Annotated in this window: 24 protein-coding genes and 1 tRNA gene; 9 read left to right on the forward strand and 16 right to left on the reverse strand. The window is 61.2% G+C overall.

Going from position 1 to position 23,580, the window contains the following annotated elements; genetic code table 11:
* Window positions 1-22 precede the first annotated feature (22 nt).
* The 4 genes from FN060_RS08190 to pcsA form a co-directional block, all read right to left on the reverse strand.
* Window positions 23-937 carry an ABC transporter permease gene (locus FN060_RS08190; protein WP_142587632.1) on the reverse strand — a complete coding sequence of 305 codons (915 nt, stop codon included), beginning with the start codon at window positions 935-937 and terminating at the stop codon, window positions 23-25.
* Window positions 930-2,015, reverse strand: coding sequence for an ABC transporter permease (locus FN060_RS08195; RefSeq protein WP_077546272.1), 1,086 nt, complete (start codon window positions 2,013-2,015; stop codon window positions 930-932). The genes FN060_RS08190 and FN060_RS08195 overlap by 8 nt, the downstream gene beginning before the upstream one ends.
* Window positions 2,005-3,567, reverse strand: coding sequence for an ABC transporter ATP-binding protein (locus FN060_RS08200; RefSeq protein WP_142588442.1), 1,563 nt, complete (start codon window positions 3,565-3,567; stop codon window positions 2,005-2,007). Before FN060_RS08200 ends, FN060_RS08195 begins: the two co-directional genes overlap by 11 nt.
* Window positions 3,568-3,726: 159 nt before the next feature.
* Window positions 3,727-4,461 carry a phosphatidylcholine synthase gene (pcsA, locus tag FN060_RS08205; RefSeq protein WP_183949683.1) on the reverse strand — a complete coding sequence of 245 codons (735 nt, stop codon included), beginning with the start codon at window positions 4,459-4,461 and terminating at the stop codon, window positions 3,727-3,729.
* 176 nt (window positions 4,462-4,637) lie between these two features.
* Here pcsA and FN060_RS08210 point away from each other — a divergent pair, with 176 nt between their 5' ends.
* Window positions 4,638-5,876 carry a UbiH/UbiF family hydroxylase gene (locus FN060_RS08210; protein WP_142587633.1) on the forward strand — a complete coding sequence of 413 codons (1,239 nt, stop codon included), beginning with the start codon at window positions 4,638-4,640 and terminating at the stop codon, window positions 5,874-5,876.
* Here FN060_RS08210 and FN060_RS08215 read toward each other — a convergent pair.
* Window positions 5,817-6,779, reverse strand: coding sequence for an AEC family transporter (locus FN060_RS08215; RefSeq protein ID WP_142587634.1), 963 nt, complete (start codon window positions 6,777-6,779; stop codon window positions 5,817-5,819). The genes FN060_RS08210 and FN060_RS08215 overlap by 60 nt on opposite strands.
* Window positions 6,780-6,820: 41 nt before the next feature.
* The gene (locus FN060_RS08220) at window positions 6,821-7,570 is read right to left on the reverse strand and encodes a cytochrome c biogenesis CcdA family protein (protein ID WP_142587635.1); all 750 of its coding nucleotides are present in this window, start codon (window positions 7,568-7,570) and stop codon (window positions 6,821-6,823) included.
* Window positions 7,571-7,762: 192 nt separating this feature from the next.
* On the opposite strand from FN060_RS08220, the gene FN060_RS08225 reads away from it, so the two are divergent.
* A tRNA-Lys gene (locus FN060_RS08225) sits at window positions 7,763-7,838 on the forward strand.
* Window positions 7,839-8,104: 266 nt separating this feature from the next.
* Here FN060_RS08225 and FN060_RS08230 read toward each other — a convergent pair.
* Window positions 8,105-8,752: a hypothetical protein gene (locus FN060_RS08230; protein WP_142587636.1), complete on the reverse strand. Its 648-nt coding sequence runs from the start codon at window positions 8,750-8,752 to the stop codon at window positions 8,105-8,107.
* 610 nt (window positions 8,753-9,362) lie between these two features.
* Here FN060_RS08230 and FN060_RS08235 point away from each other — a divergent pair.
* Entirely contained in the window at window positions 9,363-9,764 is a 402-nt protein-coding gene (locus FN060_RS08235) for a hypothetical protein (RefSeq protein ID WP_142587637.1), read from the forward strand.
* Window positions 9,765-9,834: 70 nt separating this feature from the next.
* Here the strand turns inward: FN060_RS08235 and FN060_RS08240 are convergent, their stop codons facing one another.
* From FN060_RS08240 to FN060_RS08270, 7 genes are all read right to left on the reverse strand, one after another.
* The gene (locus tag FN060_RS08240; RefSeq protein WP_142587638.1) at window positions 9,835-10,593 is read right to left on the reverse strand and encodes a TIGR04290 family methyltransferase; all 759 of its coding nucleotides are present in this window, start codon (window positions 10,591-10,593) and stop codon (window positions 9,835-9,837) included.
* A gap of 80 nt (window positions 10,594-10,673) precedes the next feature.
* On the reverse strand, window positions 10,674-11,789 hold the full coding sequence (locus FN060_RS08245) for a CgeB family protein (RefSeq protein WP_142587639.1): 1,116 nt from the start codon (window positions 11,787-11,789) through the stop codon (window positions 10,674-10,676).
* Entirely contained in the window at window positions 11,786-12,874 is a 1,089-nt protein-coding gene (locus FN060_RS08250) for a CgeB family protein (protein WP_142587640.1), read from the reverse strand. The genes FN060_RS08245 and FN060_RS08250 overlap by 4 nt, the downstream gene beginning before the upstream one ends.
* A complete protein-coding gene (locus FN060_RS08255; protein WP_142587641.1) occupies window positions 12,871-14,001 on the reverse strand; it encodes a CgeB family protein in 1,131 nt (376 codons plus the stop codon). The genes FN060_RS08250 and FN060_RS08255 overlap by 4 nt, the downstream gene beginning before the upstream one ends.
* A gap of 2 nt (window positions 14,002-14,003) precedes the next feature.
* Window positions 14,004-15,077 carry a glycosyltransferase family 4 protein gene (locus FN060_RS08260; protein WP_142587642.1) on the reverse strand — a complete coding sequence of 358 codons (1,074 nt, stop codon included), beginning with the start codon at window positions 15,075-15,077 and terminating at the stop codon, window positions 14,004-14,006.
* Between the two features lie 38 nt (window positions 15,078-15,115).
* Window positions 15,116-17,155, reverse strand: a complete 2,040-nt coding sequence (locus FN060_RS08265) for an SDR family NAD(P)-dependent oxidoreductase (RefSeq protein ID WP_142587643.1) — start codon at window positions 17,153-17,155, stop codon at window positions 15,116-15,118.
* Window positions 17,152-18,258 carry an NAD-dependent epimerase/dehydratase family protein gene (locus tag FN060_RS08270; protein WP_077546364.1) on the reverse strand — a complete coding sequence of 369 codons (1,107 nt, stop codon included), beginning with the start codon at window positions 18,256-18,258 and terminating at the stop codon, window positions 17,152-17,154. Before FN060_RS08270 ends, FN060_RS08265 begins: the two co-directional genes overlap by 4 nt.
* A 186-nt stretch (window positions 18,259-18,444) precedes the next feature.
* On the opposite strand from FN060_RS08270, the gene FN060_RS08275 reads away from it, so the two are divergent.
* Window positions 18,445-19,056, forward strand: coding sequence for a DUF1003 domain-containing protein (locus tag FN060_RS08275; protein WP_077546365.1), 612 nt, complete (start codon window positions 18,445-18,447; stop codon window positions 19,054-19,056).
* Here the strand turns inward: FN060_RS08275 and FN060_RS23080 are convergent.
* Entirely contained in the window at window positions 19,046-19,267 is a 222-nt protein-coding gene (locus FN060_RS23080) for a hypothetical protein (protein WP_244665804.1), read from the reverse strand. The genes FN060_RS08275 and FN060_RS23080 overlap by 11 nt on opposite strands.
* On the opposite strand from FN060_RS23080, the gene FN060_RS08280 reads away from it, so the two are divergent.
* The 4 genes from FN060_RS08280 (at window position 19,188) to FN060_RS08290 (ending at window position 21,632) form a co-directional block, all read left to right on the forward strand.
* On the forward strand, window positions 19,188-20,105 hold the full coding sequence (locus tag FN060_RS08280; protein WP_244665783.1) for an MDR/zinc-dependent alcohol dehydrogenase-like family protein: 918 nt from the start codon (window positions 19,188-19,190) through the stop codon (window positions 20,103-20,105). The two genes, FN060_RS23080 and FN060_RS08280, sit on opposite strands and share 80 nt — an antisense overlap.
* The gene (locus tag FN060_RS08285; protein WP_142587645.1) at window positions 20,102-21,130 is read left to right on the forward strand and encodes a Gfo/Idh/MocA family protein; all 1,029 of its coding nucleotides are present in this window, start codon (window positions 20,102-20,104) and stop codon (window positions 21,128-21,130) included. The genes FN060_RS08280 and FN060_RS08285 overlap by 4 nt, the downstream gene beginning before the upstream one ends.
* A gap of 113 nt (window positions 21,131-21,243) precedes the next feature.
* Window positions 21,244-21,369 (forward strand): hypothetical protein, encoded by a 126-nt coding sequence (locus FN060_RS23365; RefSeq protein WP_268876990.1) that lies wholly within the window; start codon window positions 21,244-21,246, stop codon window positions 21,367-21,369.
* Window positions 21,370-21,422: 53 nt separating this feature from the next.
* The gene (locus tag FN060_RS08290; protein WP_139346116.1) at window positions 21,423-21,632 is read left to right on the forward strand and encodes a hypothetical protein; all 210 of its coding nucleotides are present in this window, start codon (window positions 21,423-21,425) and stop codon (window positions 21,630-21,632) included.
* An 84-nt stretch (window positions 21,633-21,716) separates the two neighbouring features.
* Here FN060_RS08290 and FN060_RS08295 read toward each other — a convergent pair whose 3' ends face one another.
* Window positions 21,717-22,040, reverse strand: coding sequence for a hypothetical protein (locus FN060_RS08295; RefSeq protein ID WP_142588444.1), 324 nt, complete (start codon window positions 22,038-22,040; stop codon window positions 21,717-21,719).
* Window positions 22,041-22,293: 253 nt separating this feature from the next.
* On the opposite strand from FN060_RS08295, the gene FN060_RS08300 reads away from it, so the two are divergent.
* Window positions 22,294-23,577 carry an efflux RND transporter periplasmic adaptor subunit gene (locus FN060_RS08300; RefSeq protein WP_142587646.1) on the forward strand — a complete coding sequence of 428 codons (1,284 nt, stop codon included), beginning with the start codon at window positions 22,294-22,296 and terminating at the stop codon, window positions 23,575-23,577.
* The last annotated feature ends 3 nt before the right edge of the window (window positions 23,578-23,580 follow it).

Raw genomic sequence — 23,580 nt, forward strand, 5'->3', positions numbered from 1 at the left:
AGACTTGGATGCGGGACAGGCCTCAACGTTCGGGAACGAAGGGTTTTCCGAGCGAGGCGGGAGTATTGATCAGCGTCGTGCGCCGATTATGCGAGATGATGATCAGGACGACAATAGTCGCGACATAGGGCATGGCGGACAGAAGCTGCGAAGGTATGCCGATCCCCAGCGCCTGCGCATGCAATTGGCCGATGGTGACCGCCCCGAACAAATATCCGCCGGCAAGCACACGAAGCGGCCTCCAGGACGCGAAGACGACGAGTGCCAACGCGATCCAGCCGCGTCCGGCCGTCATGTTCTCCACCCATTGCGGGGTGTAGACAAGCGACAGGTGTGCGCCGGCGAGCCCGGCGCAGGCGCCGCCGAACATGACGGCGAGATAACGGGTCCGGATCACGTTGATCCCCAGCGCGTGGGCGGAGCCATGATTGTCGCCGATCGCCCGCAACTTCAGGCCCGTGCGGCTCCTGAACAGGAACCAGTGGATGCCGCCTACGAGCAGGACAGACAGATAGAAGATGATATCCTGCCGGAACAGCAATGGCCCGAGAAGAGGAATTTCGGAAAGCAGTGGGATGGCGATTGGCTGCAGCTTGATCCCTGGCTGCCCGACGAAGCTCTCCCCGATCTGCCCGGAAAGCCCCAGTCCCAAGATCGTCAACGCAAGCCCCGTCGCAACCTGATTGGCGACCAGCGTGAGGGTCAGGACACCGAACAGGAGCGAGAATAACCCGCCTGCGATGATGCCCGCAGCGACGCCAATATAGGGGGAGCCGGTCGCCTGTGTCACGGCGAAGGCGGCGACCGCCCCCATGATCATCATGCCTTCGACGCCGAGATTGAGCACGCCTGCCCGCTCCGTCACCAGTTCGCCGAGCGACGCGATGACAAGTGGCGTCGCAGCGGTGATTACCGTCAAGAGGATCGCCTCAAGCATGGGCGGCTCCTGTCGCCTGACGCCAGACGAGGCGGATGCGGTAGTGGATCAGGGTATCGCAGGACAGCACGAAGAACAGCAGAAGCCCCTGGAAGACGCGGCTCACCTTGTCCGAAATGCCGATCGAGAGCTGAGCCGCCTCGCCTCCGAGATAGGTAAGGGCGAGAACAAATCCGGAAGCGATGATGCCGAGCGGATTCAGCCTGCCCAGGAAAGCAACGATGATGGCCGTGAAGCCGTAGCCCGGAGATATTGCGGGCTGCACGTGCCCGATGGAGCCTGAGACCTCGGAAATGCCGGCAAGACCCGCCAGCGCTCCGGAGAGCAAGAACGCAAACCAGACCATCCGCCGGGATGAGAAGCCGGCAAAACGGCCCGCACGTTCCGATTGCCCGATCACGGACACCTGAAAACCCTTCAGCATGAACCGCATCATGAACCAGATGGCCACCGCCGCGACGAGCGCAAAGACGATGGCGAGATGGGCGCGCCCGGAATCCAGGATCTCCGGCAGGACGGCTTCCGGCACGAAGGCCTTAGTCTGCGGGAAGTTGTAGCCCTGCGGATCGCGCCAGGGACCCCTTACCAGCCAGTCGAGGAACAGTTGGGCGATATAGACGAGCATCAGGCTCGTCAGGATCTCATTCGTGTTGAAGCGTGTCTTCAGGAGCGCCGGAATGCCGGCATAGATTGCTCCACCGATCGCACCCATGACGAGCATCAGCGGCAGGATCGCTGGCGAGTGCCAATCCGGATAGAGGACCGGGAGGATAGCACCTGTTATCGCGCCGATGGTGAACTGTCCCTCCGCGCCGATATTCCAGTTGTTGGAGCGGTAACAGACCGCAAGACCGACCGCGATAAGGATTAACGGCGCAGCCTTGATGGCCAGTTCATGCAGGGACCAAACCTCCAGCAACGGCTCCACGAAGAAGCTGTAGAGCGCATCGACTGGGTCCTTGCCGAGGAACCAGAACATCAGGCCGCCGAAGAACAGCGTCAGCGCCAGCGCAAGGAGAGGCGATATGAAGGAGAACAGGCGCCCTCCCCGGTCCCGTTTCTGCAGTTCAATGCGCATGGGACGCCTCCGCATGCGTCGAATCATGGACACCGCCCATCAGCAGGCCGATCCTTTCACGACTTAGTTCGCGCGCGGGGTATGATGGCGAAAGCCTCCCCTCGGAAATCACCGCGATGCTGGTGGCCACCTCGAATATCTCGTCCAGGTCCTGACTGATGACGATGACCGCAGAACCTGCGTTGGCAAGGTCGACGAGTGCCTGACGGATGCGGCTCGACGCGCCTGCGTCGACGCCCCATGTCGGCTGGTTGACGACCAGGACTGCCGGCTGACGATCAAGTTCGCGTCCGACGATGAACTTCTGAAGATTGCCGCCGGAAAGTGAGCCAGCGCGCGGATCCTCTCCACTCTTGCGGACATCCATCTCTTCACAGATCCGCTGGGTTGCCCGCTGAATCGCGCCGTGCCGGATGACGTTCATGACCCCGCCGCCGAGGAACGCCCGGCGGTCGGACCGGCTCCGTGCAAGGAGGAGATTGTCGGAAAGGCTCATCTCCGACACTGCTGCATGTCCATGGCGCTCCTCCGGTACAAAGCCGGCCCCCAACAGGCGCCGGTCATTGATCCCGAGGCGGCCGACCAGCTTCCCGCACAAGCGGATCGTCTCGTTGTCCGACACAGGGTATTCACCTGAAAGCGCGTCGAACAACTCGCCCTGTCCGTTCCCGGCAACGCCGGCTACGGCCAGCACCTCGCCCGCGCGCACCGTCAGGTTGATGTCCTTCAGGGCGACCGCGAACGGAGTACGGGCCGCAACAGAAAGGTCTTTGACCTCGACCCGGACATCGCCTGGGACCTTACGATCCTCCCGCTGAACTCCGGCAACGTCGGAGCCGACCATCATTCGCGCCAAGGAGGCTGCCGTCTCCTGCTTCGGATCGCAGTCGCCCGTTACCTTTCCATGGCGCAGGACGGTGGCGCGATCGCATATGCGCTGCACCTCTTCCAGCCGATGGCTGATATAAAGCACCGACCGCCCCTCTGCCCTCAGCTTGAACAGCGTCTCGAACAGGCGATCCGCCTCCTGGGGCGTGAGAACCGAGGTCGGTTCGTCGAGGATAATCAGTTTCGGGTTCTGCAGGAGCGCGCGGACGATCTCGATGCGCTGACGTTCGCCGACCGAGAGATCCGCGACATGGGCCTTGGGATCGAGCGGCAATCCGTAGGCCTTGGACAGGCTCGCAGCCTCGTCGGAAATCCTTGCAAGCGAAATCTTGGGATCGAGAGAGAGGGCAATATTCTCGGCTACTGTCAGGGCCTCGAACAGCGAAAAGTGCTGGAAGACCATTCCGATTCCGACTGAGCGGGCCTCCCCAGGCGAGCGTATGCTGACAGGCTGCCCCTCCCAGCGAATCTCACCTTCTGTCGGATCGAGAATGCCGAAGAGCATCTTGACGAAGGTCGATTTTCCGGCGCCGTTCTCTCCCAGTAGCGCATGGATCTCGCCGGCGCCGATATCGAGGTCAATTCCGGAGCAGGCGGGGAAGCTGCCGAAATACTTGGTAAGCTTGCGGACCGACAATAGCGGATTGACGGCCGATCCCTCCATCACAGTCACTGCACCCCCTTGTTCACGCGGCTTCACCTTCTTCGAGGCTTGCGAGAAACACCGCGCGTCCTGTTTACACACGGCCACGATGGGACCGCAGGCGTCTACTGTTATCGGATTTGTTGCTGCGCACAACCGAAAACATGCATCGCCAACAGGTTAGGCGTCCCTGCCAAGAGACGGAAACAATTGCAGGATTGCTCCGATGAAATAGAGGTAAACGCCAGACGCCACGACCCCATAGACGAGCCAGTCGGGAGATGCGAAGTGCAACAGCAGGGAATAGCCGCTGAGCACGCACCAGATCATGAGAATGGCCAGATTGACCGGCCTTAGACGTTTGACGCGCACCGGGTGGAGGAAGTTGATGGGCAGGAACGTGAGTATCACCGAGACGATCACGACAATGAAGGCAGTGGTCTCGCTCGCCTGGATGACGAAGAGAGTGAAGATCACCATGTTCCATACGACGGGAAAGCCGGAGAAGAAATATTCATCCGTCTTCATGCCCGTATCGGCATAATAGATCGCGCTCGAGACCACGATCAGTCCTGCGGCGACAAAGGACCATGGCTCTCCGATCATGCCGCTCTTGTAGAGCGCGAAAGCCGGAAGCAGGACATAGGTGACGTAGTCGATGATGTTGTCGAGCGTGTCGCCCGACCAGTTCGGCAGGACCTCGCGCACCCGCACCTTGCGTGCAATGGGACCGTCGATCCCGTCCACGAACAGCGCAAGCCCTAGCCACCAGAACATGTCGACAAAGCGGCTCTCGGCCGCTGCCACCACCCCGAGAAAGGCGAGAAATGATCCCGATGCGGTCAGGAGGTGGACGGAGAACGCGCGGATTTCGGCATAGGGGACTTTTCGGTAGTTGAAAATTCGTCTGATCACGCGCCATTCCCGTTCTGTTTGACGACCTATGCTGCGAAAACTGCGGCTTTGCAACCGGCCACTCCCGACCGGCATCCCTTGCGCGCAGGATTTGCGATCTGCGCTGCCACGTCCCATGGATAAGGAGGCGGGAAGGCTCTACATAGCGCGGATTGGTTTGCCGACGAGGATGCATCATGCTGGACTATGAAGTTGCGGTGGTAGGTGGCGGATTGGCCGGCACGGTTGCAGCGCTTGCGATGGCGCGTGGCGGGCGTCGGGTTGCCCTGATCGCACCGGAGGCACCGGCGCACGACGAGCGGACGACGGCGCTGATGGACCACTCCATCCGCTTCATGGAGCGCCTCGGGCTCTGGGACCGGATCGCCCCGACTGCCGCCCCTCTCAGCGTGATGCAGATCATCGACGGAACCGACCGGCTCCTGCGGGCGCCGACGGCGCAGTTCCGATCCGCCGACGTCGGATTGACTGCATTCGGGTATAACATTCCCAACCGCCGTCTCCTCGAATGCCTGGAGAGCGCAATTTCGGTAGAGCCAAATGTCACCCGTCATCCGGTCACCATGGAGGCCTGCGCGTTAGCGCAGGACAAGGCACACCTCACACTGGGTGACGGGACGACGGTAACCGCGGATTTCGTGATCGGTGCGGACGGCCGCTCTTCGCGCGTTCGCGAAAGTGCCGGCATCGGCACCCGGCGCTGGTCTTATCCGCAGTCGGCCATCGTGCTGAATTTCGGGCACGCTCTGCCACACGGAAACATCTCCACCGAATTCCATACCCCCACCGGCCCCTTTACCCAGGTCCCCCTGCCCGGCAATCGCTCCAGCCTGGTCTGGGTCGTCAGACCGGACGAGGCAGAGCGGTTGCTGGCGCTCCCGCTTGAACAGCTCTCCCTGCAGGTCGAGAACCGGATGCAGTCGATGCTCGGAAAGGTGACGGTCGAGCCCGGCCCTCAATGCTGGCCGCTGTCGAGCCTGATGGCCGATCGTTTCGGCAAGGGCCGCATGGCTCTTGTCGGAGAGGCCGCCCACGCGTTCCCGCCCATCGGTGCGCAGGGGCTGAACCTCTCGCTGAGGGACATCATCACGCTCACGGAACTCCTGGCAGACACGGTAGGCAGGCCCATTGCCGCCGATGCGGGTGACCGCTTCAACCGCCGCCGTCGTCCCGACATCATGACCCGGACCTTCGGCGTCGATCTCCTGAACCGGTCGCTGTTGTCAGACTTCCTGCCCATCCAGATGCTGCGCGCTACAGGCATGCACCTTCTGAACGCGGTCCCACCGCTGCGCAATCTCGTGATGCGCGAGGGCGTGGAGCCTGGCCGCGGGCTGCGGGCGTTTGTCGACCAGCTACGGGAAGAGGTCCGGCGGAAGCAGCCCGGCGGTGATCAGGTAGAGAAGCACCGGTAGCGTCAGGACGGAAAATGCCGTGGTGATCAGCACGGTTGCGGATGCCCTTTCCTGCCAGACCCCGTACTGCTGGCTGATGACGAAGACATTGGTCGCGGTGGGAAGTGCCGCGAGCAGGACGGCCGAATAGACCCAGACAGGATCGAAGTCACCCGCAAGAGACAGGACCATGTAGACTGCTGCCGGGTGAATGATCAGCTTTGCGGCCGACAGATAGCCGATCTCTACCGGGACCCGTTTGAGCGGCCGTAGCGCCAGGGTGACTCCCATTGCAAAGAGCGCGCAGGGAGCGGCCGCCTGGGCCAGGTAGTCTACCAGACGCTGCGCCGCCGTCGGCACCGCAAGCCCGTTTGCCGCCACTAGGAAACCCAGCGCGGTGGATATGATAAACGGATGCAGCGCCACCTTTCGCACGACTTCGGCAGCCAGTTGAAGCGGCGGTCGTTTGTCGCCGCCCGCCACCGCCATCATGGCCGGCGCCACGATGAAGTGCGTGGCGTTCTCGAGGCAGACGATGAGCGCGACGGGCACCGCAGCCGCATCGCCGAAGGCGAGGAGCGCGAGACCCGGACCCATATAGCCGATATTGCCGTAGGAGCCGCCAAACGCCTGGATCGTTGAATCGGCCACCGATGCACGCCGGAGGAATCGCGCGATCAGGAAGAGCAGGATGAAGATTGCATAGGTCGCGGCAATGTCGGCAGCGATGAAGTCGATCCGCGCCAGATCCTCGATCGGCGTTCGCGAAACGAGCTTGAAGAAAAGCGCCGGCAGGGCGGCATAGATGATGAATGTGTTCATCCAGCCGAGCGCTTCGGCCGGCTGGCGGGTCACGCGGGCGGCGACATAGCCGATCAGGATCAGTCCGAAAAAGGGCAACAGCAATGCTGTGATGTCGGCCATCGTCTATCCTTCACCCGCGCCGATCCGGCGCCGGGCCCGGCTTAGCCGATTTGCATCAGGATTGGAAAGGTCTGCTGGAACCAGATCGCGACCGTACTGATGAACCCGAACATGAACGCCAGTCCGGTGAGGACGAGCAGCACGCCCATGACCTTCTCGACCGCACCGAGGTGCCGGCGGAAGCGCGACAGGAAACGCATGAACGAGCCCGAGAAGCCGGCCGCGATCCAGAAGGGGACGGCAAGCCCGAGCGAATATACGGCAAGCAGCGTCGCCCCGTCACCCACCGTCTCCCGTGAGGCTGCAACACCGAGTATGGCCCCGAGGACCGGACCGATGCAGGGGGTCCAACCGAATGCGAAGGCGAGGCCCATGATATAGGCACCGGAAAGGGTCGCAGGCTTCCCGCTCCCCTGGAAGCGCGCCTCGCGGGAAAGCAGGCCAATCCGGAAAACGCCGAGGAAATTAAGGCCCATGGCGATGATGATCAGCCCGCCGATCTTGGACAGGAGGTCGAGATGCTGGCGCAGCAATACGCCGATGGTCGATGCACCAGCGCCGAGTGCCACGAAGACCGTGGCAAAGCCGAGCGTAAAGAAAACGGCGGCTGTCAGCACCGCCCGCCGCGTTTCCACTGCGGCCTCGCTCGGCCCCTCCCCGCGAAACTGGTCCACGGAAATGCCAGCCATGTAGCAGAGATAGGGCGGTACCAGCGGCAGCACGCACGGCGACAGGAACGACAGGGCTCCCGCCAGCAATGCACTCCACAGCGATATGTCCGCAATCGACAACAGCAACTCCTGCAATCAGCCCTGTCGAGGGTCTGCCTGCCTAAAGCACGCCAAGACTGCAATGCCAATCACGTTTTTGAATGCTGCTGGTCTTGGGACAAGAAGCCGCATTTTTGCTGTTTTTGCGGTTGACCCGGAAAGTCCGTCTGCATATGTTCCGCGCACTTCCGAAAGGGGCTTCCCCTTGTGTGGGAGAGCGTAGCTCAGCCGGTAGAGCAACTGACTTTTAATCAGTAGGTCCAGGGTTCGAACCCCTGCGCTCTCACCATCTTTCCATTAATTAGCGGGTGTTGCGGGACTTTTGGGGCCGAGAAGAGCTCTCAGGGAGTTGAAACCCAAGTTGAGCGGAGCATGATGCACCCAAACGGAGCAAGCGCATGCTGTCATGGGGTCTTTTTTGACATCAGCGGAGAGACGACAGCCGCTAATGATCCTAGATTCGCTATTAGTCTTCCATCTCCGCCGCGGTTGACCTATCACCGATACGCGGCCCTTAGGGGCCCCTAACGTTCGGATCGCTTCCTGATGGTAGCATCACCCGTGTTCCGCCGCATAGATATGGTTCGCGATTGAGTCTATCCAAAGGTATTTCTCGAGGCCCGGCCGGAACCCAGCCTTTTCTGCCACTGGCGCCGTCAGGTCATTCAACTTCTGCAGGTCGTCATTCATGGCAGCGTGGATCGCTCGCCACTTCTGATAGGCCATCTCCGAAGTATCCTCGCCGTCTCGGTAGAGACGCAATTCTTCATTAGCACGGGCGATATTAAAGCTGTGTTTAATAAGCAGATGCGCCCAGATTGTCCTAGTGTTCGCAATCCAACAGAGTCGCGGCTTTATCATGCACGAAATCTCAGATCCGACTGAAATCGCGAGGTACTTCAGGCCGGCCCTTTTAATCAGCAGCGGTACTTCATGCGCTCCCGCCACGAGGTTGAAGTTGCGAGCCAATTCAAAAACTCGCCGATGTGCATCTGGATTCTGATTCAGAATTTTTGGACCAAGATGATGCTCTTGGGCACTGTAGTTAGCCAGGAAGTCATCGTTAGACTCTGAGACAGCCAGTCTGGCATAGTCTCGCACATTTCCTCCCATCAAGAGTGAACTTAATCGCCGGGAGATGGAGACCCGCTCTTGATAGTGGGAAGCGACTTCATCCCATTTGATTCGATTGAGTACTTCCATTGGCCATCCCCGTTTGTCCTCCATACCTTCAATCAGAACAGCTTTTCCGTTGGATGCGGTCCTTTTCGCGGCGAAGCCGCCGAACTTAGAAGGATCTTCGGCAAACCTAGCGTAGAGGGTGATCAGTTATCGGCCCAAATTACTGGTCCCAAGCGACTTCGCACCGTTGATGACGTAGGCTCTTAGGATTGGCCTCCGAAAGCGAGTCGTCAAGTTCCCCGTAATCAACGGCCGTCGCACCTAACAGATGGTGCACGATTAGACCTCGCGCTCCCGCCGAGCATCAAACGGTAACCTGGGGGCGATCTTGTCCCCATGTGACGATTGCGCGGCCGCACCTGTGTACGATTCATCATGACAAGTTTGATGAGCAGTTACACGAATGGGCCCGACCGCTGGAGCGCGATGTGGTGGCACCGCGAACACGCTGCACGAGGACCGCTGAAAGAGGATCGCGAATTCCCCTTGGAGCGAGATCCAGCAAGAGCCGCTCGAGTTCCCGCTCGATTGGTCCACGTGCTTCACTCGGTCGCACTGCCTGATTACATTTCCGTTGTCCTCTGATAATCTTGACCGTTGTCAATGTTGGCTCTGACAGGAGGGGATTGTCATGCCACGCCTAGCAAATCTGTATTTCAAGACTGCGATCTGTTTTCTCATCCTCGGCATCATCATGGGTCTGCAGATGTCGATATCGCACCACTATGCTACAAGCGGCGCCCATGCCCACAGCAACCTGCTCGGCTGGGTGACCATGGCGATCTTCGGTGGGTACTACGCACTGAACCCTGCCAAGGCCGAAACGCGGCTCGCCCAGCTGCAATACTGGGTCTACACGGCAGGCGTCACCGTGATGATCCCCAGCCTCTACCTGCTGCTCGGCGGCAATGCCGCCATGGAGCCGCTCGTCGCGATCTCGTCGGTCGTAACGTTTGCCGGCGTCCTGTTGTTTGCCGGGGTTATCTTCACCCGGGCCAAGCCGATTGCTGAACCGGCCGCAGTGCCGGGCTGAGGGGCATCCGACCAGGCTGCAGGTTGATCAGAATGGCGGGCGGATTCTCGGCGCCCGCCCTTTCCTGGCGTCAGCCGCAGACGAAAGTCGGAGGCTCGACCGCATAGTGGCGCTGGCCGCGCCCAAGAAGGTAGACCTCGCGCTCCGGATGATCGCGAATGACGAAGCCGGCACTGCGCAGCATCGCCTCCATCGCAGCCAAATTGGGCAGAAACCAGTTCGTCGGGTCGCTCGCATAGCGTTCCTCGACGAAGAACAGTTTCGGATAGTCCGGCCGGTCAAATACCGCCCATTCGGAAAAGTCGTAGTTTTCCTTGAGTTCAGGTAGACGCTCATCGCCACGCTGCAGGCACTGGAAGAGCATCAGGTCGGCGGCGACGTGCTCGTAGATCAGGTCGAGGGCAAGCAGTGGGTGCCGCAGGTGGTACAGAACGCCCATGAAGATCACCAGGTCGAACCGCTCCTTGAGCTTCGGGACGTCGTAGACGGACATCTGGAGGTACTCGATATCGAGGCCCTCGTGCTTGGCTGCGAACCGCGCCTGCTCCAGGTAGCGGGGATCCGGCTCGAGGCCAACGACCCTCCCAGCGTTCCGCCTCTTCATTTCCATCGCGTAGAAGCCGGCATTGCAGCCGATATCGAGGACGCTGCGGCCTTCCAGATCATCTGGAATGACATGCCTGAAGCCCTGCCATTTGAAGTTGGGGTAGTCGCCGAGAAAGTGCTCGGGCGCCGTCTCGACACCGCCGATCCGCATGTTCTGGAACCACGGACCAAGGCTATCGATCTGTTCCTTCAGGTGGCGTCCCGGATCGCTACGTGCATCCATTCCTGCTATCCCATGTCTGGTTGAACGTTGGCGGCGGGAAACGGCCCAGAGCATGAGTAGCTTTGGGCTTGGCGTTCCCTTCAAGCGGAAATGCGTTGTCGCGGGTGTCGTTCCGTCTCCCTTGCCGGCGGGCTCGCTAGAAGCGCCTCCACCAGTTCCCGCGATCGGGCGAGGCCCGTATGGTCTGCAAGCACCCTTGCCTGCGCGGATGCAGCAATTTCGTCCCGTTTCGCGTCGTCCGTGGTGGATAACGCCGCGACGACGTCGGCAGTGTCGCGTGCGATGATGATCGCGTCCTGGTGCGGCAGAAGCTCGTCCAGCCCGCGCCAGTAGTCGCTGATGATCGGCGTCCCGCAGGCAGCCGCCTCGAAAAGGCGCACGCTGGGCGACCAGCCGGCCTCGATCATGTCGGCCCGCGTCACATTTAGTGTAAAGCGCTGGCGGCTGTAGAAGGAGGCATGCTCGGCGGGCGGCAGGTGCTCGATTCGGTCGACATTCTCCGGCCAATCGATCTCCGCAGGATATTGCGGACCAGCGACGACGAAGCGTCTGTCCGGCAAGCGGCGCGCGACGTCCAGCAGCAGCCTCTCGACGGTCGGCTGGCGATCGGGGCTGTAGGTGCCGAGGTAGCCGAGATCCCATTCGAACGCCTCCCCGGTATTGACGTAGTGATCGGGATCGACGGAGCAGTAGAGCGCGACAGCATTTCGCGAGCCATAGACGTCTTCGAGCCTGTTCAACACGTCACCACCCGAGAACGAGAAATAGGCGTCGAAAAGGGATAGCTGCCGCCGCGCCAGGTATTCCTCGTCATTCCGATCGAGCTTCGCCAGTGTCACTGGCGTATCGATGTCATAGAAGCAGAGGCGTTGTGGAGACATGGCCGCCACTTCGTCGATCACCCTGACGCCCTCTGGTACGTAGGAGCCGATGATCACGGCATCTGCGGATCTGATCCGGTCCGCGTATTTCGCCATCAGATCGTCTAGCTGCGTATAATACTGCAGCTCGCAGAAGTCCGGCGCTGGCAGATCGCGCTGGCTCGCGTACCAGGGAACGTCGCGTTCCAGGAACAGCACATGATGGCCCTCCTCCTTCAGGCCCCTCAGGAGCGCCCGATAGGTGGTGGCGTGCCCATTGCCCCAGGAGGATGATAGGGAAAGCCCAAGGATAACGATGTCGAGTGATTGTCTCATTCGGCAGCCTCCAGTTTCTCGGCATGGCGGCGGAAGAGGAGATCCACCGTTTCGGCGCGGTGGGCATAGGTGTGTTCGGCAAGGACACGCTGCAGTGCCCGCTGTCCGATCTCCTTCGCCCGCTCCTGCGAAAGACCGGCTAGAATATCCGCTACGTCCGGGCCATCGCGCGCCACAAGGACTTCCTCGTCCGGCTTCAGGAACAGCTCGATACCTTCCCAATAGTCCGTGATCAGGCAGGCCCCTGCCCCGGCAGCCTCGAAGACGCGGGTCGCGGGCGAAAATCCGTTCTCCGCCATGCTGGCCCGGGAAATGTTCAGAACCGCCTTGGGTGTGACATTGAAGGCATTGTGGTCGCGCGTCGACACGTGACCGATGTAGGTGACGTTCTGGGACATCGGCTTGTCCTGCCAGCCCGACCCGCCAAGCAGGAAGGTCTGATCGGAGAGTCGCGAAGCCGGATTGAGGAAGAACTCCTCCACCCGCGCCTCGCGATCCGGAAGCCGATTGCCGAGAAAACCGAGATCAGCAGTGAAGCGCGGTTCAGCGGAAACGGGATGATGCGTCTTGGGATCGAGTGCGTTGTAGATCGGGATGCACTCCTGCGCGCCGATGGAGCGATAGGCGTCGACGACGGGATCGCCGCCGCCATAGGTGAGGACCATGTCGATATCGCCGAGCGCGCGGCGCAATGGATGGTCCGGCGCGCCCCGGACCTCCGCCAAAGTCGCGGGTGCGTCCACGTCCCAGAAGATCTTGAGTGATTCCGGCCGCGCCTTGCGCAGCAGTTTCTCCAGCAGGAAATCATCCTCGAAGCCGACACCGCTTGCCTTGACGACAACATCCGCTCCGGCGGCTTCCTCGGTGGCCTTTTTCAGAGCGCCCACAGTGCCTTCGTAGACGACGACCTTGCACCACTCCGGCGGGTCGATGTCGCGGTTCTTTTGCCGATCATAGACATCCGGCTCGTAGAAGGTGATGTCGTACCCCTTCTCGGCCAGCGCGCGCAGAAGGCCGCGGTAATAGGTGGCGGCCCCGTTCCAATAGGCGGAGACAAGGCTTGATCCGTAAAAGGCGATCTTCATTCTGCGGCCTCCGTGGTTGTTGCATGGGCAGCTTCGGGGCGGGTTCCGAGATCATCCAGGAAGGAAAGGAGTTCGTCGACGCGGTGGCGGCAGGTGTGCCGTGCGAGGATTCTCTCTCGGCCGGTGACAGCGAGTTCGCGTGCGAGGTCCTGATCGGTGAGCACGCGGCGAAGATGCTGCCTCATCTCCTCGCCATTGCGCGCAACAAGGAAGTCGGTGCCGGGGCGAAATAGGCCTTCACAGTCCTCCCACGGCGCCGAGATGAGGGGAATGCCGCAGGCCAGCGCCTCAAACACCCGGATTGTTGGAATCCCCGGCAGATTTTCGACGTAGGGGCGCCGCGGGATATGCATCGTCACGCGATGTCGGGCGAAAGCCTCGGGCACATCGGCATTGGCGATCCAGCCCTTGTAAGCGATGCCCGCTTCGGCGAGAGACGCCAGTGCCGATTGCGGGTAGCGGACGCCATGGACGGTCGCCGTCAGATGAAGATCCCGTGCGGGAGCCACCAGGAATTCTGCAATCTCGGCTGTGCGCTCGTCATCGCCCCAGTTGCCAATCCATACCAGGTCGCCAGTCTTTTCCACGTCCGGCATCGGCTTGAAGATGCTCGTGTCCGCCGCTTCATGCCACGTGAGAACGTTGCGGCCCCAGCCCGATTGCAGGTAGCGCTGGCGCAGCGTTTCACCAAAGGCGAGCACGCCGTCGTAGTCCTGGAGGTCGAGACCGCCGATATCCTTCTCGGCCGAAACCGCCCGGTGGTGCGTGTCGTGAAAAAGGAGAGCAAACCGCCCTCCATGCCTACGCACCCGGCCGATCTTCTCCACCAGGGAAGGTTCCGACCACTCGTGGACCACCACGACGTCGGCATCGGCCAGAGCTGCCTCGTGATCGAAATCGGGCCCGTAGATCCGCGTTTCGAGGTCCGGGAATGTCGACCTGAAGCGCTCCAGGGGCCCCGCCCCCTGGTCCCGGACCAGATTTTCGCGACTCCAGGCACCTTCCGGTTCCAGTGCAACGGCATCATGTCCCCGACGTATCAAGTCACGCATGACGCCACGCAGGAAATGCGCATTGCCATGATTCCAGTCCGACATCAGGGAATGGGTGTAAAAGATGAAACGCATCACTACTCCGCAGCGGTCAGTGTGTTATTACTTGTTCGCAGTTCGGCATAGATTTCAGCCATGGCCCGGGCCTGCGCTCCGATCGTGAAGTCCAGCGATCGATCATAGGCCTTCACTGCAAGCATGGCCCGCAGATCTGCATCATCTGCCAACCGGTTGATCGCCTCGATGAACGCCTCCGGGTCGTCAGGATCGGCAAAGCAGGCACAGCCGTCCCACAGCTCCCGATAGGTCTCGATATCGGACAGAACGAGCGCGGCGCCCGCACGCGCAGCTTCAAGCGCTGCCAGCCCGAACGGTTCGTAGACGGAGGGGGAGACGACGATCCTCGCCCGTCGCATCAACGAGATCGTATCGGCATAGGGCAGTTCTCCCCTGTGCTGCGCGTGCGCGATCGGCGCGTATTGCCCACCGGGCCCCTCATTGGCGCCGGCCATGATGACCGGCCATCGGGTTGCGGCAGCCGCTGCATCGAGCACCCTGCCGTTCTTCCCGTCATCCCACCAGCGTCCGGCGGCAAAGACCATATCGGTCTTTTCGGCAAGCAGGTTCTCAAGCCGGCTGCCGTTGTGAATGACGCGCATGGCCGGGATGGATCCGTAGGCTTGGGCCACCATCCTTGCGTGGCTATGACTGGGTGAAACCACGACGTCCGCACGCTCAAATCCTCGGCGATTGAGGTCCTGCTGCCAAAGCCAGTCCGGAGGAACGGGCTGTCGGCGCACCCCGGCAAACCAGGTGACAACGCAGGAGTGGGATACTGCGACGACTGGCAGATCGGTCGGGATTTCCGCGGCCTGCGAAGGAAGGTTCAGGTGCAGGACATCCGCACCCACCTCTCGACCGAGCTCGGCAATCAACCGCGGAACGTCTGAAAGGTCGCTCTCGGCGGAGACGAGCCAGTCGAGTGGCGCGTCCAGATGGACAAGCTGCCCTACCTGCTCTGCCTCTTCCACCTTCTGGGCTGACGGCGCGGGGCCCAGACAGGCGAAGACGGTTTCCACTCCATGATCGCGCAACTCGGCGGCAAGATCCATCGCGTAGCGCCAGACGCCGCCGATCGCATCGACAGTCATCAGCAATCTCATGTCACGCACCGACGACCACTGCTGCGTCACGCCGGAATCCTTTTTGCTTCGCTGAGGATTGGCCGGCCGCCAAAACGATGCTCGACCAGCCACTCCGCGAGATGGCGGATACCACCACGCCAGCGGGTCCTGGCCTGCCAGCCGAGCTCCTGCTCAAGCTTCCTCGTGTCGGCGATGAAGAAGTACTGGTCGCCTGCACGCCATGGCCCGAAGGAGGTTTTCAGCGGTCGCCCGGTGAGACGTTCGATCTCGCGGAGCACTCCGAGAATGCTGACGGAGTTATGGGGCCCGCCGCCGAGGTTGAAGACGCTCCCGCTAATCTTGTCGACGGAGGCCAGTGCGGCGCGATAAGCAGCAACGGCATCGTCGACATGAAGAATGTCACGGACCTGCTTGCCGTTTCCGTAGATGGAGATCGGTTCGCCAGCCAGGGCACGGATCAGGAAGTGAGCCACCCAGCCCTGGTCCTCCGTCCCGAACTGCCGCGGGCCATATATGCAGCTCATGCGGAGTACCGCGCTCGGGATCCCGAACGACTTGGCATAGTCGAGGACATACTGGTCGGCGACGCCCTTAGAGCAGCCATAGGGTGTGCAGAAAGAAAGCGGACGCTGCTCGTCGATGCCATGAGCCCTGATCGCCTCGTCCGACGGGATGTAGCGGTCGTCCAGTTCGAGCATGGTGATGTCTTCGAGCGCGCCGTAGACCTTGTTGGTACTTGCGAAGATCACCGGCGCCCGGTTGCCGGCCTTGCGTACCGCCTCGAGCACGTTGATGGTGCCCCGCGCGTTGGTTTCGAAGTCCTCGAGGGGATGTACCAGGCTCGTGGTAACCGCCGTCTGGGCTGCAAGATGGAAAACCGCCTTGGCATCGGTGAACGCTGCTTCGATCCCATGCATGTCCCGGATGTCCGCCAAGTAGGGGTGGACCCGGTCCCCATGGCGTTCCCTCAGCCAGGAGAGGTTCTGGTCGACACCCGGCCGCCCGAGGTTGTCCAGAATGACGACGTCCGCTCCCTCGCTCAGAAAGCTGTCCGCGAGGTTGGAGCCGATGAAGCCACTCCCGCCGGTAATGACGATGGGCGCGGCTCCCTCGCCGAGACGTGGCGCCGGGAACTCGGTGACCTCGCGCAGGCGCTCGACCCCGCCTTCCGTCAGGAGCCGAGCGAGAAGCTTCGGCTGCCCGTCATGCGTGACGGCGCCGAGATGGTAGTGGCGGGGATCGAACCAAAGACCTTCCTGCACCGCGACATTCGGCGGCACGTCGGCCCAAGAGTACCAGTAGAGCCTGTCGGCCGGTATATCCAGAGCATTGGAGAAGCGACGAACCTGCTCCATCTCGTCATTTCGCCAGGTCGAGTATCCTGTCTCAGTGACCCAGATCTCCGAATTCGGATTGTACTTATCAAGGATAAGCCGCATCTCGCCGAGATGCATGTCCCAGCCGCCCCAACTGCCCTCCTCGCTGTCCCAGGTCCCCGGGAACCCGTGAAAGCCCACTGCGTCGACGACGCCGAGAACGCCCCGTTCACCCATGAGGTTTAGCCAGTAGGGATCGAAGGGGCATGGGCCGCCCAGCACCGGTTTGAACCCCCTCTGCTGCGCCCAGTAGGCGGCACCGCCGACCATTTCGCAGAAAAGCTGAAAGTCGGTATCTTCGCGCCAGTCCCAATCCAGCAGGTTGTTCGGCTCGTTCCAGAGTTCGATGTGGCGGAAATGCTTGCCGTACCGGGTCAGGACGTGATCGATGAAGTCGGCATAGGATTTCAGATTGTGCGGGGCTCCTGAAGAGCGTCCCGTTCGCGACATCGACGGCGGCGTATAGTGAACGCAGGGCAGAAGGTCGATTTGCGATCCGATCTGCGGAATGAGCCAGTCGAACCAGGCCTCTCCTCCAGGAGCGAGATATTCAGCCCATGAAAGATGCGTCCTCAGATAGGATGCCCCTGATGCGATGAGGCGCGGCAGCACCTCCTCTGTCCGGTCATATTCTCCCGGCCGAAACCACTCGACGAAGCCGAACTCTTTTACTGCTGCCTTTCCACGGCTGGATCCGGTGTGCTTCATGATACCAGACCCCGCTCCTCGAGCTGACGCCGCATCTCGCTACCGCGGTCAACTGCTTCGGTGCTGCGAACCCACTCAACGAACGGCGCAAGCGAGTCCTCCAGCTTGTATTGCGGCTTGAAGCCGAGGAGCTCACGGGCCTTCGAGATGTCGGCGAAGCAGTTGCGGATATCGCCGGAGCGCGCCTTATGCATGATCTCGGGTTTGATCTCCGGTACGCCCATGGCATCCGCGAGAAGGGTCGCAACCTCCTCCACGGTGTAGGCCTGACCGCTACCCACATTGATCACATGGCCACTGGCGCTCGGCTGCTCGTACGCCAGGCGGAACGCCCGGGCGACATCGCGGACATGGACGAAGTCGCGGCGTTGCTGGCCGTCTTCGAAGATCGTCGGCGGTTGGCCGTTAGCAAGCCGCGACGCAAAATTGGCAAGGACCCCCGTATAGGGATTAGACAGTGCCTGCCCTGCACCGAAGACATTGAAGAGACGAAGAGCTACAGCCTCGACACTATAGGCTTCCCCGAAGATCAGGACCTGTTTCTCCTGCGCATACTTCGTCAGCGCATAGATGGAGGCGAGGTCCACTGGCTTGCTTTCGTCGGTGGCGACGGGTGTCAGCCTTTCGCCGTCCGGCCCGGCGGGCTCCCAGTGCCCCTGACGGATCTGCTGCGCCTTGCGGCGGATAAAGCCCATCGTACGTCCGTCATCGGTGGCGTAGAGCCCCTCGCCATAGACGCTCATCGACGATGCGACGACGATACGACGGATCGGCAGTCCGATCATGGCTTCGAGGAGGACGGCGGTTCCAAGATCATTGCCGCCCACATAACGAGCGATCTCGTACATCGACTGTCCGACCCCGACCTCGGCCGCCAGGTGGATCACCCCGTCGACCCCCTGAAGTGCCTCCGTCACCGCAGCCTTGTCGCGCACATCGGCACGGATCACCTCGACCAGGTCCGGAACTTCCGCCTCCGCATCGGCGTGGACCTGGTCGATCAGCGCATCAAGGACGCGGACCTGATAGCCTGCCGCAAGAAGTTCTTCGACGACGTGGCGCCCGATAAAACCACATCCACCTGTCACGAGAATTGTCGACATCTGCACTCTCTTCGCTGGAACAAATTGGCGATTTCGCGAGCCGAACCAGAGGCAGATGCAAAAGTTCCTTCTTCAGAGACATCTTTGTCATCAATGACATCTTCAACCGGTGTAGATGCCTATCGCGGAACACTTCCAGGAAATCGGCGTTCGGGAGCGTCGAAAACGCCACGAGAGGCTTCGCCGATGCAGGCTGCACCGATCCGAGATAACACTTCCCCCAAAGAGGATAGTGCAGTGCCGCCGATTTCCCGGGTTCTTGATCGTAATATCAACGCCTTGATATACCGGCGGGCGCAGGACGAGAGGACGCTCTCCCGGCAGCAGAGGGTAGCCAACGGTATCACTGCCTTCGTCGGCAGTATGGTCTTCGTCTATATCCACGCTGCTCTCTTCGGACTCTGGATCCTTATCAACATCGGCTGGCTTCCGGTGGTGCCCGCATGGGACCCGTCACTTGTGGTGCTTGCCATGGCCGCGTCGGTGGAGGCGATCTTCATCTCTACCTTCGTCCTCATCAGCCAAAATCGCATGGCGGCCGAAGACGACAAGCGCGCGGACCTCAGCCTGCAGATCGCCCTGCTCAACGAGCACGAGACCACGCGGCTGGTAACAATGGTCTCTGCAATCGCCGGCAAACTGGGGGTCGATCCACAGGTAGCCCCCGAAGAACTTGAGGAGATGCAGCGCAATCTACCGCCCGATGTCGTCCTTGAGGAAATCGAGCGGCAGAACGAAAAGGGCGCATCTTCTTCATCATCTTCATCTTCAGGAACTCCCGCCTCCCTCACGAGTTGATCCGACAGCCGCTCCTGCTGAAGAAGGGCGCCTGACGAAATGCGAGGGAGACGACGCGAATGAATATCATGACCAGTTCCAGGACGGGGTTGACGAGCGCCGCCATCATCACTGCCCCCGGGACAATCGTCGTGGAACAGCGACCATTGCCGCAGCCGGGTCCGGGCCAGGTCAGGATCAGGCTGGAAGGCTGCGGCGTGTGCGCATCCAACCTTACCCCCTGGGCAGGACCCGATTGGATGAAGTTCCCGACAGAACCCGGTGACCTTGGGCATGAGGGCTGGGGCTATATCGACGACGTCGGCGAAGGCGTCGACGGTCTGAAGATCGGAGACCGCGTCGCAGCACTGTCATACCATGCCTACGCCAGCCACGACCTCGCTGAAGCCCAAAACGTCGTGCCTCTTCCAGACGCACTCAAAGACATGCCCTTCCCCGGCGAACCCCTGGGTTGCGCAATGAACATCTTCCGCCGCAGCGAAATCCGCGCAGACCAGACAGTGGCGATCATCGGCATCGGGTTTCTCGGCGCGCTGCTGACGCAACTTGCGACGGCAGACGGCGCGCGGGTGATCGCCATCTCGCGCCGCGCCTATTCCCTTGAGGTAGCGCGCCGGATGGGGGCGGCCGAGTGTATCCCCATGAAGGACCACTGGCAGATCATAGAAGAGGTAAAACGCCTGACCGACAATAGGATGTGCGACCGGGTTGTCGAAGCGGTCGGCCAGCAGTGGCCGCTCGACTTGGCCGCCGAACTGACCAGGGAGCGCGGCAGGCTGGTGATTGCCGGTTATCATCAGGATGGTCCGCGGCAGGTCAATATGCAGTTGTGGAACTGGCGCGGGCTCGACGTCATCAATGCGCATGAGCGGGACCCCGCTGAGTATATCCGGGGCATCCGTGAAGCCATCGATGCCGTTGCCGAAGGACGCCTCGACCCCTCCTCGCTCTACACCCACCGCTTCCGACTTGATCAACTCGACCAGGCGCTGGACATGACCAGAGATCGCCCGGATGGTTTTCTCAAGGCGCTGGTGACCTTCCGATGAACGAGGTATTGCGCAGCAGCACAATGCCGGCTGGCTCCCGCCCGGCGCGGCTCGGCTTTCTCGGCGTCGGCTGGATCGGGCGTCATCGCATGGAGGCAATCCTTTCTTCCGGGGCAGGAGAAGCAGTTGTAATCGCGGATGCGTCTCCGGAGATGGTCGAGGAAGCTCGCCGGATCGCGCCGGTCGCCAAGGTCGTTGACGGGTTCGATGAACTCCTTCGGCACGAACTGGACGGCATCGTCATCGCCACCCCCAGCGCGCAGCATGCCGCCCAGTCGATCCAGGCGCTCGAGGCTGGCTTTGCTGTCTTCTGCCAGAAGCCGCTGGGTCGCAATGCACGCGAAGTGGAAGCGGTCGTCGATGCCGCCCGCAAAGCCGATCGCCTGCTCGGCGTCGATCTGTCCTACCGTCACACGCAGGGCATGGAGCACATCCGTACCCTCCTGCAGAATGGCGAGCTCGGGTCAGTTTACGCGGTCGATCTTGTCTTCCACAATGCCTACGGACCAGACAAGGCCTGGTTTTATGACAAGCAGCTTTCGGGTGGAGGCTGTGTGATGGATCTCGGCATCCATCTGGCAGACCTCGCGCTGTGGGCTCTCGATTTCCCGCAGGTGGAGAAGGTATCGTCGCAACTCTTCCACCAGGGCCGGCGAATATCTGGGCAAGCCGACGAGGTAGAGGATTTTGCCACGGCCACGATCGAGCTTTCAACGGGCACTGTTCTAAGGCTGACCTGCTCGTGGCGCCTCCAGGCAGGTACCAATGCGATCATCGGAGCCAGCTTCTACGGCACTGGTGGAGGCGCAGAAATGCGGAACGTCAGCGGCTCGTTCTACGACTTCGTGGCGGAGCGATTCCAGGCGACATCTCGAAGCCCGTTGTCCGAGCCTCCGGAAGCCTGGGGCGGAAGGGCCGCAGTAGACTGGGCCCGCAGGCTTCAGTCGGGAGACAGATTCGATCCCACCTGCAGCGAATACGCCGCAGCGGCGGCAGTTATCGACCAGATCTACTCTTCTGCTTGAAGCTGATCCGTCTGTCCGTGCGCCGGTAAGACCTACGACTTGATTCATCTCGCCACTCGGCCGGCGCGGAACCTCTTTGCCATCTGGGGGTTGTGAGGCTCAAGGAGTTCTCCATGCGTATTATTTTTGTCGTGATGCTCGCGTCGGTCCTGAGCATCCTCGCATTCAAGTACGTCGATCGGTCGATCGGCGAGTCGGATATCATGGCCTCGCCGATGGAGATGTCAGCCGAGAACTAGTGCTTGGCCGGAGACGAGGTCTAGCAACCATCCTACTGACGGAAGACGAAGCCATGTCCCGGAAGCAGATCATCCTCACCTTCCTTACAGCAATGACCATTTACGTTCTGGCGGTTTTCCTGTGGCCGTCGAACATTACCCCCTCATCTCAGCCTGGCTCCGAAAAAGGAGCTCGACTGGCAGGCTTGTCCAGCGAAGACGACTTCCGCCAGGAACGCTTCGGCGTTCCGTCGCCGGAGCAGACGGAGACCCGGATACAGTAGGAGGCACCGCGAACACGGCACCTCCTTCCCGACGATCGGTGGGAACCATCGTCGCCGCTTGGTCATTCGCGCGGCGCGGTTGTGCTACTCGTGGATTTCGTAGGAACCCATTTCGCAGAGGTTCTGGCTGTCCTCGGTCGTATCCAGATCCGAATCCGCGGAAAACTCGAAGCGCATGTCGTATTCGCAGACGCTGCGCCCATCCGCGATCGTGATGCGGATGCTCTCACCCGGCTCAAGCACATCATTTCCGAAGACGTCTTCTTCCCATGCGTCGACGCCGACCGGCGAGGTGTAGAAGCGCTCGAGCGTGGAATTGGTCGAGTTCTTCAGGGTGAAGACGAGATCTTCCGCCTGCGCCACGCCTGCAGATACGAAAACAGCCGTCAGGGTAGCGACGGCGGCCATGCTTGTCTTGATCACGATTTGAAATCTCCTGCCCATGATTGGGCATGCATCTCTTAGCAGGTATGTTCCAGGCGGCAATCGCGGTGGTGGGACTTCCGGTACGGCCAGAATCAAGGTTACCGAAGTTTAAGTTGGTCTTCCCTGGCCCGCGTGGCATCTGCAGATTACAGCCGCAACCAATTGATCTGGCGCAGGGCCCGTCCGGACTGATTGCGTCTAGGCTTGTCGGGACGGAGAACGAGGAACACGAACATTGAAAGTCGAGACCGACATCGAGAGACAGAAGGCCAACGCTGTCCCGGATCTTGCCGCGATCCTGGCCGCTCAAGGCCGCAAGCCGCGACGCTCTCGGCTGTGGTGGAGCGTGATCCTCCTTGCACTCGTCTCCGGCGCCATCGGCGGATATCTATATTTTCAAGGCGACGTAGAGGCGTACAATTATACGACAGCCCCCCTTGAGCGAGGCGATCTGCAGGTCATTGTCACCGCGACCGGTTCTGTGCAGCCGACCGACCAGGTGGACATCTCCAGCGAACTCTCCGGTACAATTCGGGCAGTGAATGTGACCTACAACTCGTCGGTCAAGGCAGGCGCGGTTCTGGCCGAACTCGATACCAACAAATTGCAGGCCGATCTGGAAAATGCCCGTGCGCAGGTCGCCTCCGCCCGCGCCAACCTCCTGAAGGCAGAGACCGAGGTCGCGTCCGCGAAGACAACCCTTGATAGACTGACAGCGCTTGCCGATCGCAACATCAGCAGCCGGCAGGACCTTGACTCGGCCCGCTTCGCCCATGACGCCGCGATTGCCGCCAAGGCAGTCAGCGAGGCATCGGTCCAGTCCGCCGAAGCAAGCCTGCGCCTGGCTGAGGTGAACCTCGGCAAGTCCAAGATCATCTCACCGATCGATGGCGTGATCCTGACGCGGGATGTGGAACCGGGCCAGACCGTCGCCTCCTCCCTCAATGCGCCAATCCTCTTCACCATTGCCGGAGACCTTCGGCAGATGGAGTTGCAGGTGGCGGTCGACGAGGCGGATGTCGGGCAAGTGGACGAGGGACAGGAGGCGACCTTTGCCGTGGATGCCTATCCGGACCAGCACTTCCCTGCCCGGATCCAGACCGTTCGCTTCGCGCCGGAAACGGTTTCCAATGTCGTCACCTACAAGGCGATCCTGTCCGTCGAGAATGACGACCTTCTGCTGCGGCCGGGGATGACGGCGACAGCTGATATCGTGGTCGAGTCGGTGGAAGACGCGCTGCTCGTGCCGAATGCGGCCCTTCGCTATAGTCCGCCGGCCGTCCGCACCGGTAGCAGCGGAAGTATCTTGACCCGTCTTTTCCGCCCGCCACGCATGGGAGGCGGACGCCAGTCAGGGGGTGACGAGGCCGGACGAAGCGTATGGGTTCTCCGTGGCGGCACGCCGCAGCGCGTGACTTTGGAAACCGGACCCTCCGACGGGCAATCGACGGTCGTGCGATCCGGCGAACTTGAGGAAGGCGATCTGGTGATCACCAACGCGACTGCCCGCAACGGTTGACGA

The sequence above is a fragment of the Pseudorhizobium halotolerans genome (genome assembly GCF_902153235.2).
In the GTDB taxonomy this organism is placed as follows: Bacteria; Pseudomonadota; Alphaproteobacteria; order Rhizobiales; family Rhizobiaceae; genus Neorhizobium; species Neorhizobium flavum.

Bases quoted from the DNA above. Each gene is read 5' to 3' on its own strand.
- FN060_RS08190 (WP_142587632.1), bottom strand. From the start codon at position 937: ATGCTTGAGGCGATCCTCTTGACGGTAATCACCGCTGCGACGCCACTT.
- FN060_RS08195 (WP_077546272.1), bottom strand. From the start codon at position 2,015: ATGCGCATTGAACTGCAGAAACGGGACCGGGGAGGGCGCCTGTTCTCC.
- FN060_RS08200 (WP_142588442.1), bottom strand. From the start codon at position 3,567: ATGGAGGGATCGGCCGTCAATCCGCTATTGTCGGTCCGCAAGCTTACC.
- FN060_RS08210 (WP_142587633.1), top strand. From the start codon at position 4,638: ATGCTGGACTATGAAGTTGCGGTGGTAGGTGGCGGATTGGCCGGCACG.
- FN060_RS08215 (WP_142587634.1), bottom strand. From the start codon at position 6,779: ATGGCCGACATCACAGCATTGCTGTTGCCCTTTTTCGGACTGATCCTG.
- FN060_RS08230 (WP_142587636.1), bottom strand. From the start codon at position 8,752: ATGGAAGTACTCAATCGAATCAAATGGGATGAAGTCGCTTCCCACTAT.
- FN060_RS08235 (WP_142587637.1), top strand. From the start codon at position 9,363: ATGCCACGCCTAGCAAATCTGTATTTCAAGACTGCGATCTGTTTTCTC.
- FN060_RS08240 (WP_142587638.1), bottom strand. From the start codon at position 10,593: ATGGATGCACGTAGCGATCCGGGACGCCACCTGAAGGAACAGATCGAT.
- FN060_RS08245 (WP_142587639.1), bottom strand. From the start codon at position 11,789: ATGAGACAATCACTCGACATCGTTATCCTTGGGCTTTCCCTATCATCC.
- FN060_RS08250 (WP_142587640.1), bottom strand. From the start codon at position 12,874: ATGAAGATCGCCTTTTACGGATCAAGCCTTGTCTCCGCCTATTGGAAC.
- FN060_RS08255 (WP_142587641.1), bottom strand. From the start codon at position 14,001: ATGCGTTTCATCTTTTACACCCATTCCCTGATGTCGGACTGGAATCAT.
- FN060_RS08260 (WP_142587642.1), bottom strand. From the start codon at position 15,077: ATGACTGTCGATGCGATCGGCGGCGTCTGGCGCTACGCGATGGATCTT.
- FN060_RS08265 (WP_142587643.1), bottom strand. From the start codon at position 17,155: ATGAAGCACACCGGATCCAGCCGTGGAAAGGCAGCAGTAAAAGAGTTC.
- FN060_RS08270 (WP_077546364.1), bottom strand. From the start codon at position 18,258: ATGTCGACAATTCTCGTGACAGGTGGATGTGGTTTTATCGGGCGCCAC.
- FN060_RS08275 (WP_077546365.1), top strand. From the start codon at position 18,445: ATGCAGGCTGCACCGATCCGAGATAACACTTCCCCCAAAGAGGATAGT.
- FN060_RS08285 (WP_142587645.1), top strand. From the start codon at position 20,102: ATGAACGAGGTATTGCGCAGCAGCACAATGCCGGCTGGCTCCCGCCCG.
- FN060_RS23365 (WP_268876990.1), top strand. From the start codon at position 21,244: ATGCGTATTATTTTTGTCGTGATGCTCGCGTCGGTCCTGAGCATCCTC.
- FN060_RS08290 (WP_139346116.1), top strand. From the start codon at position 21,423: ATGTCCCGGAAGCAGATCATCCTCACCTTCCTTACAGCAATGACCATT.
- FN060_RS08295 (WP_142588444.1), bottom strand. From the start codon at position 22,040: ATGGCCGCCGTCGCTACCCTGACGGCTGTTTTCGTATCTGCAGGCGTG.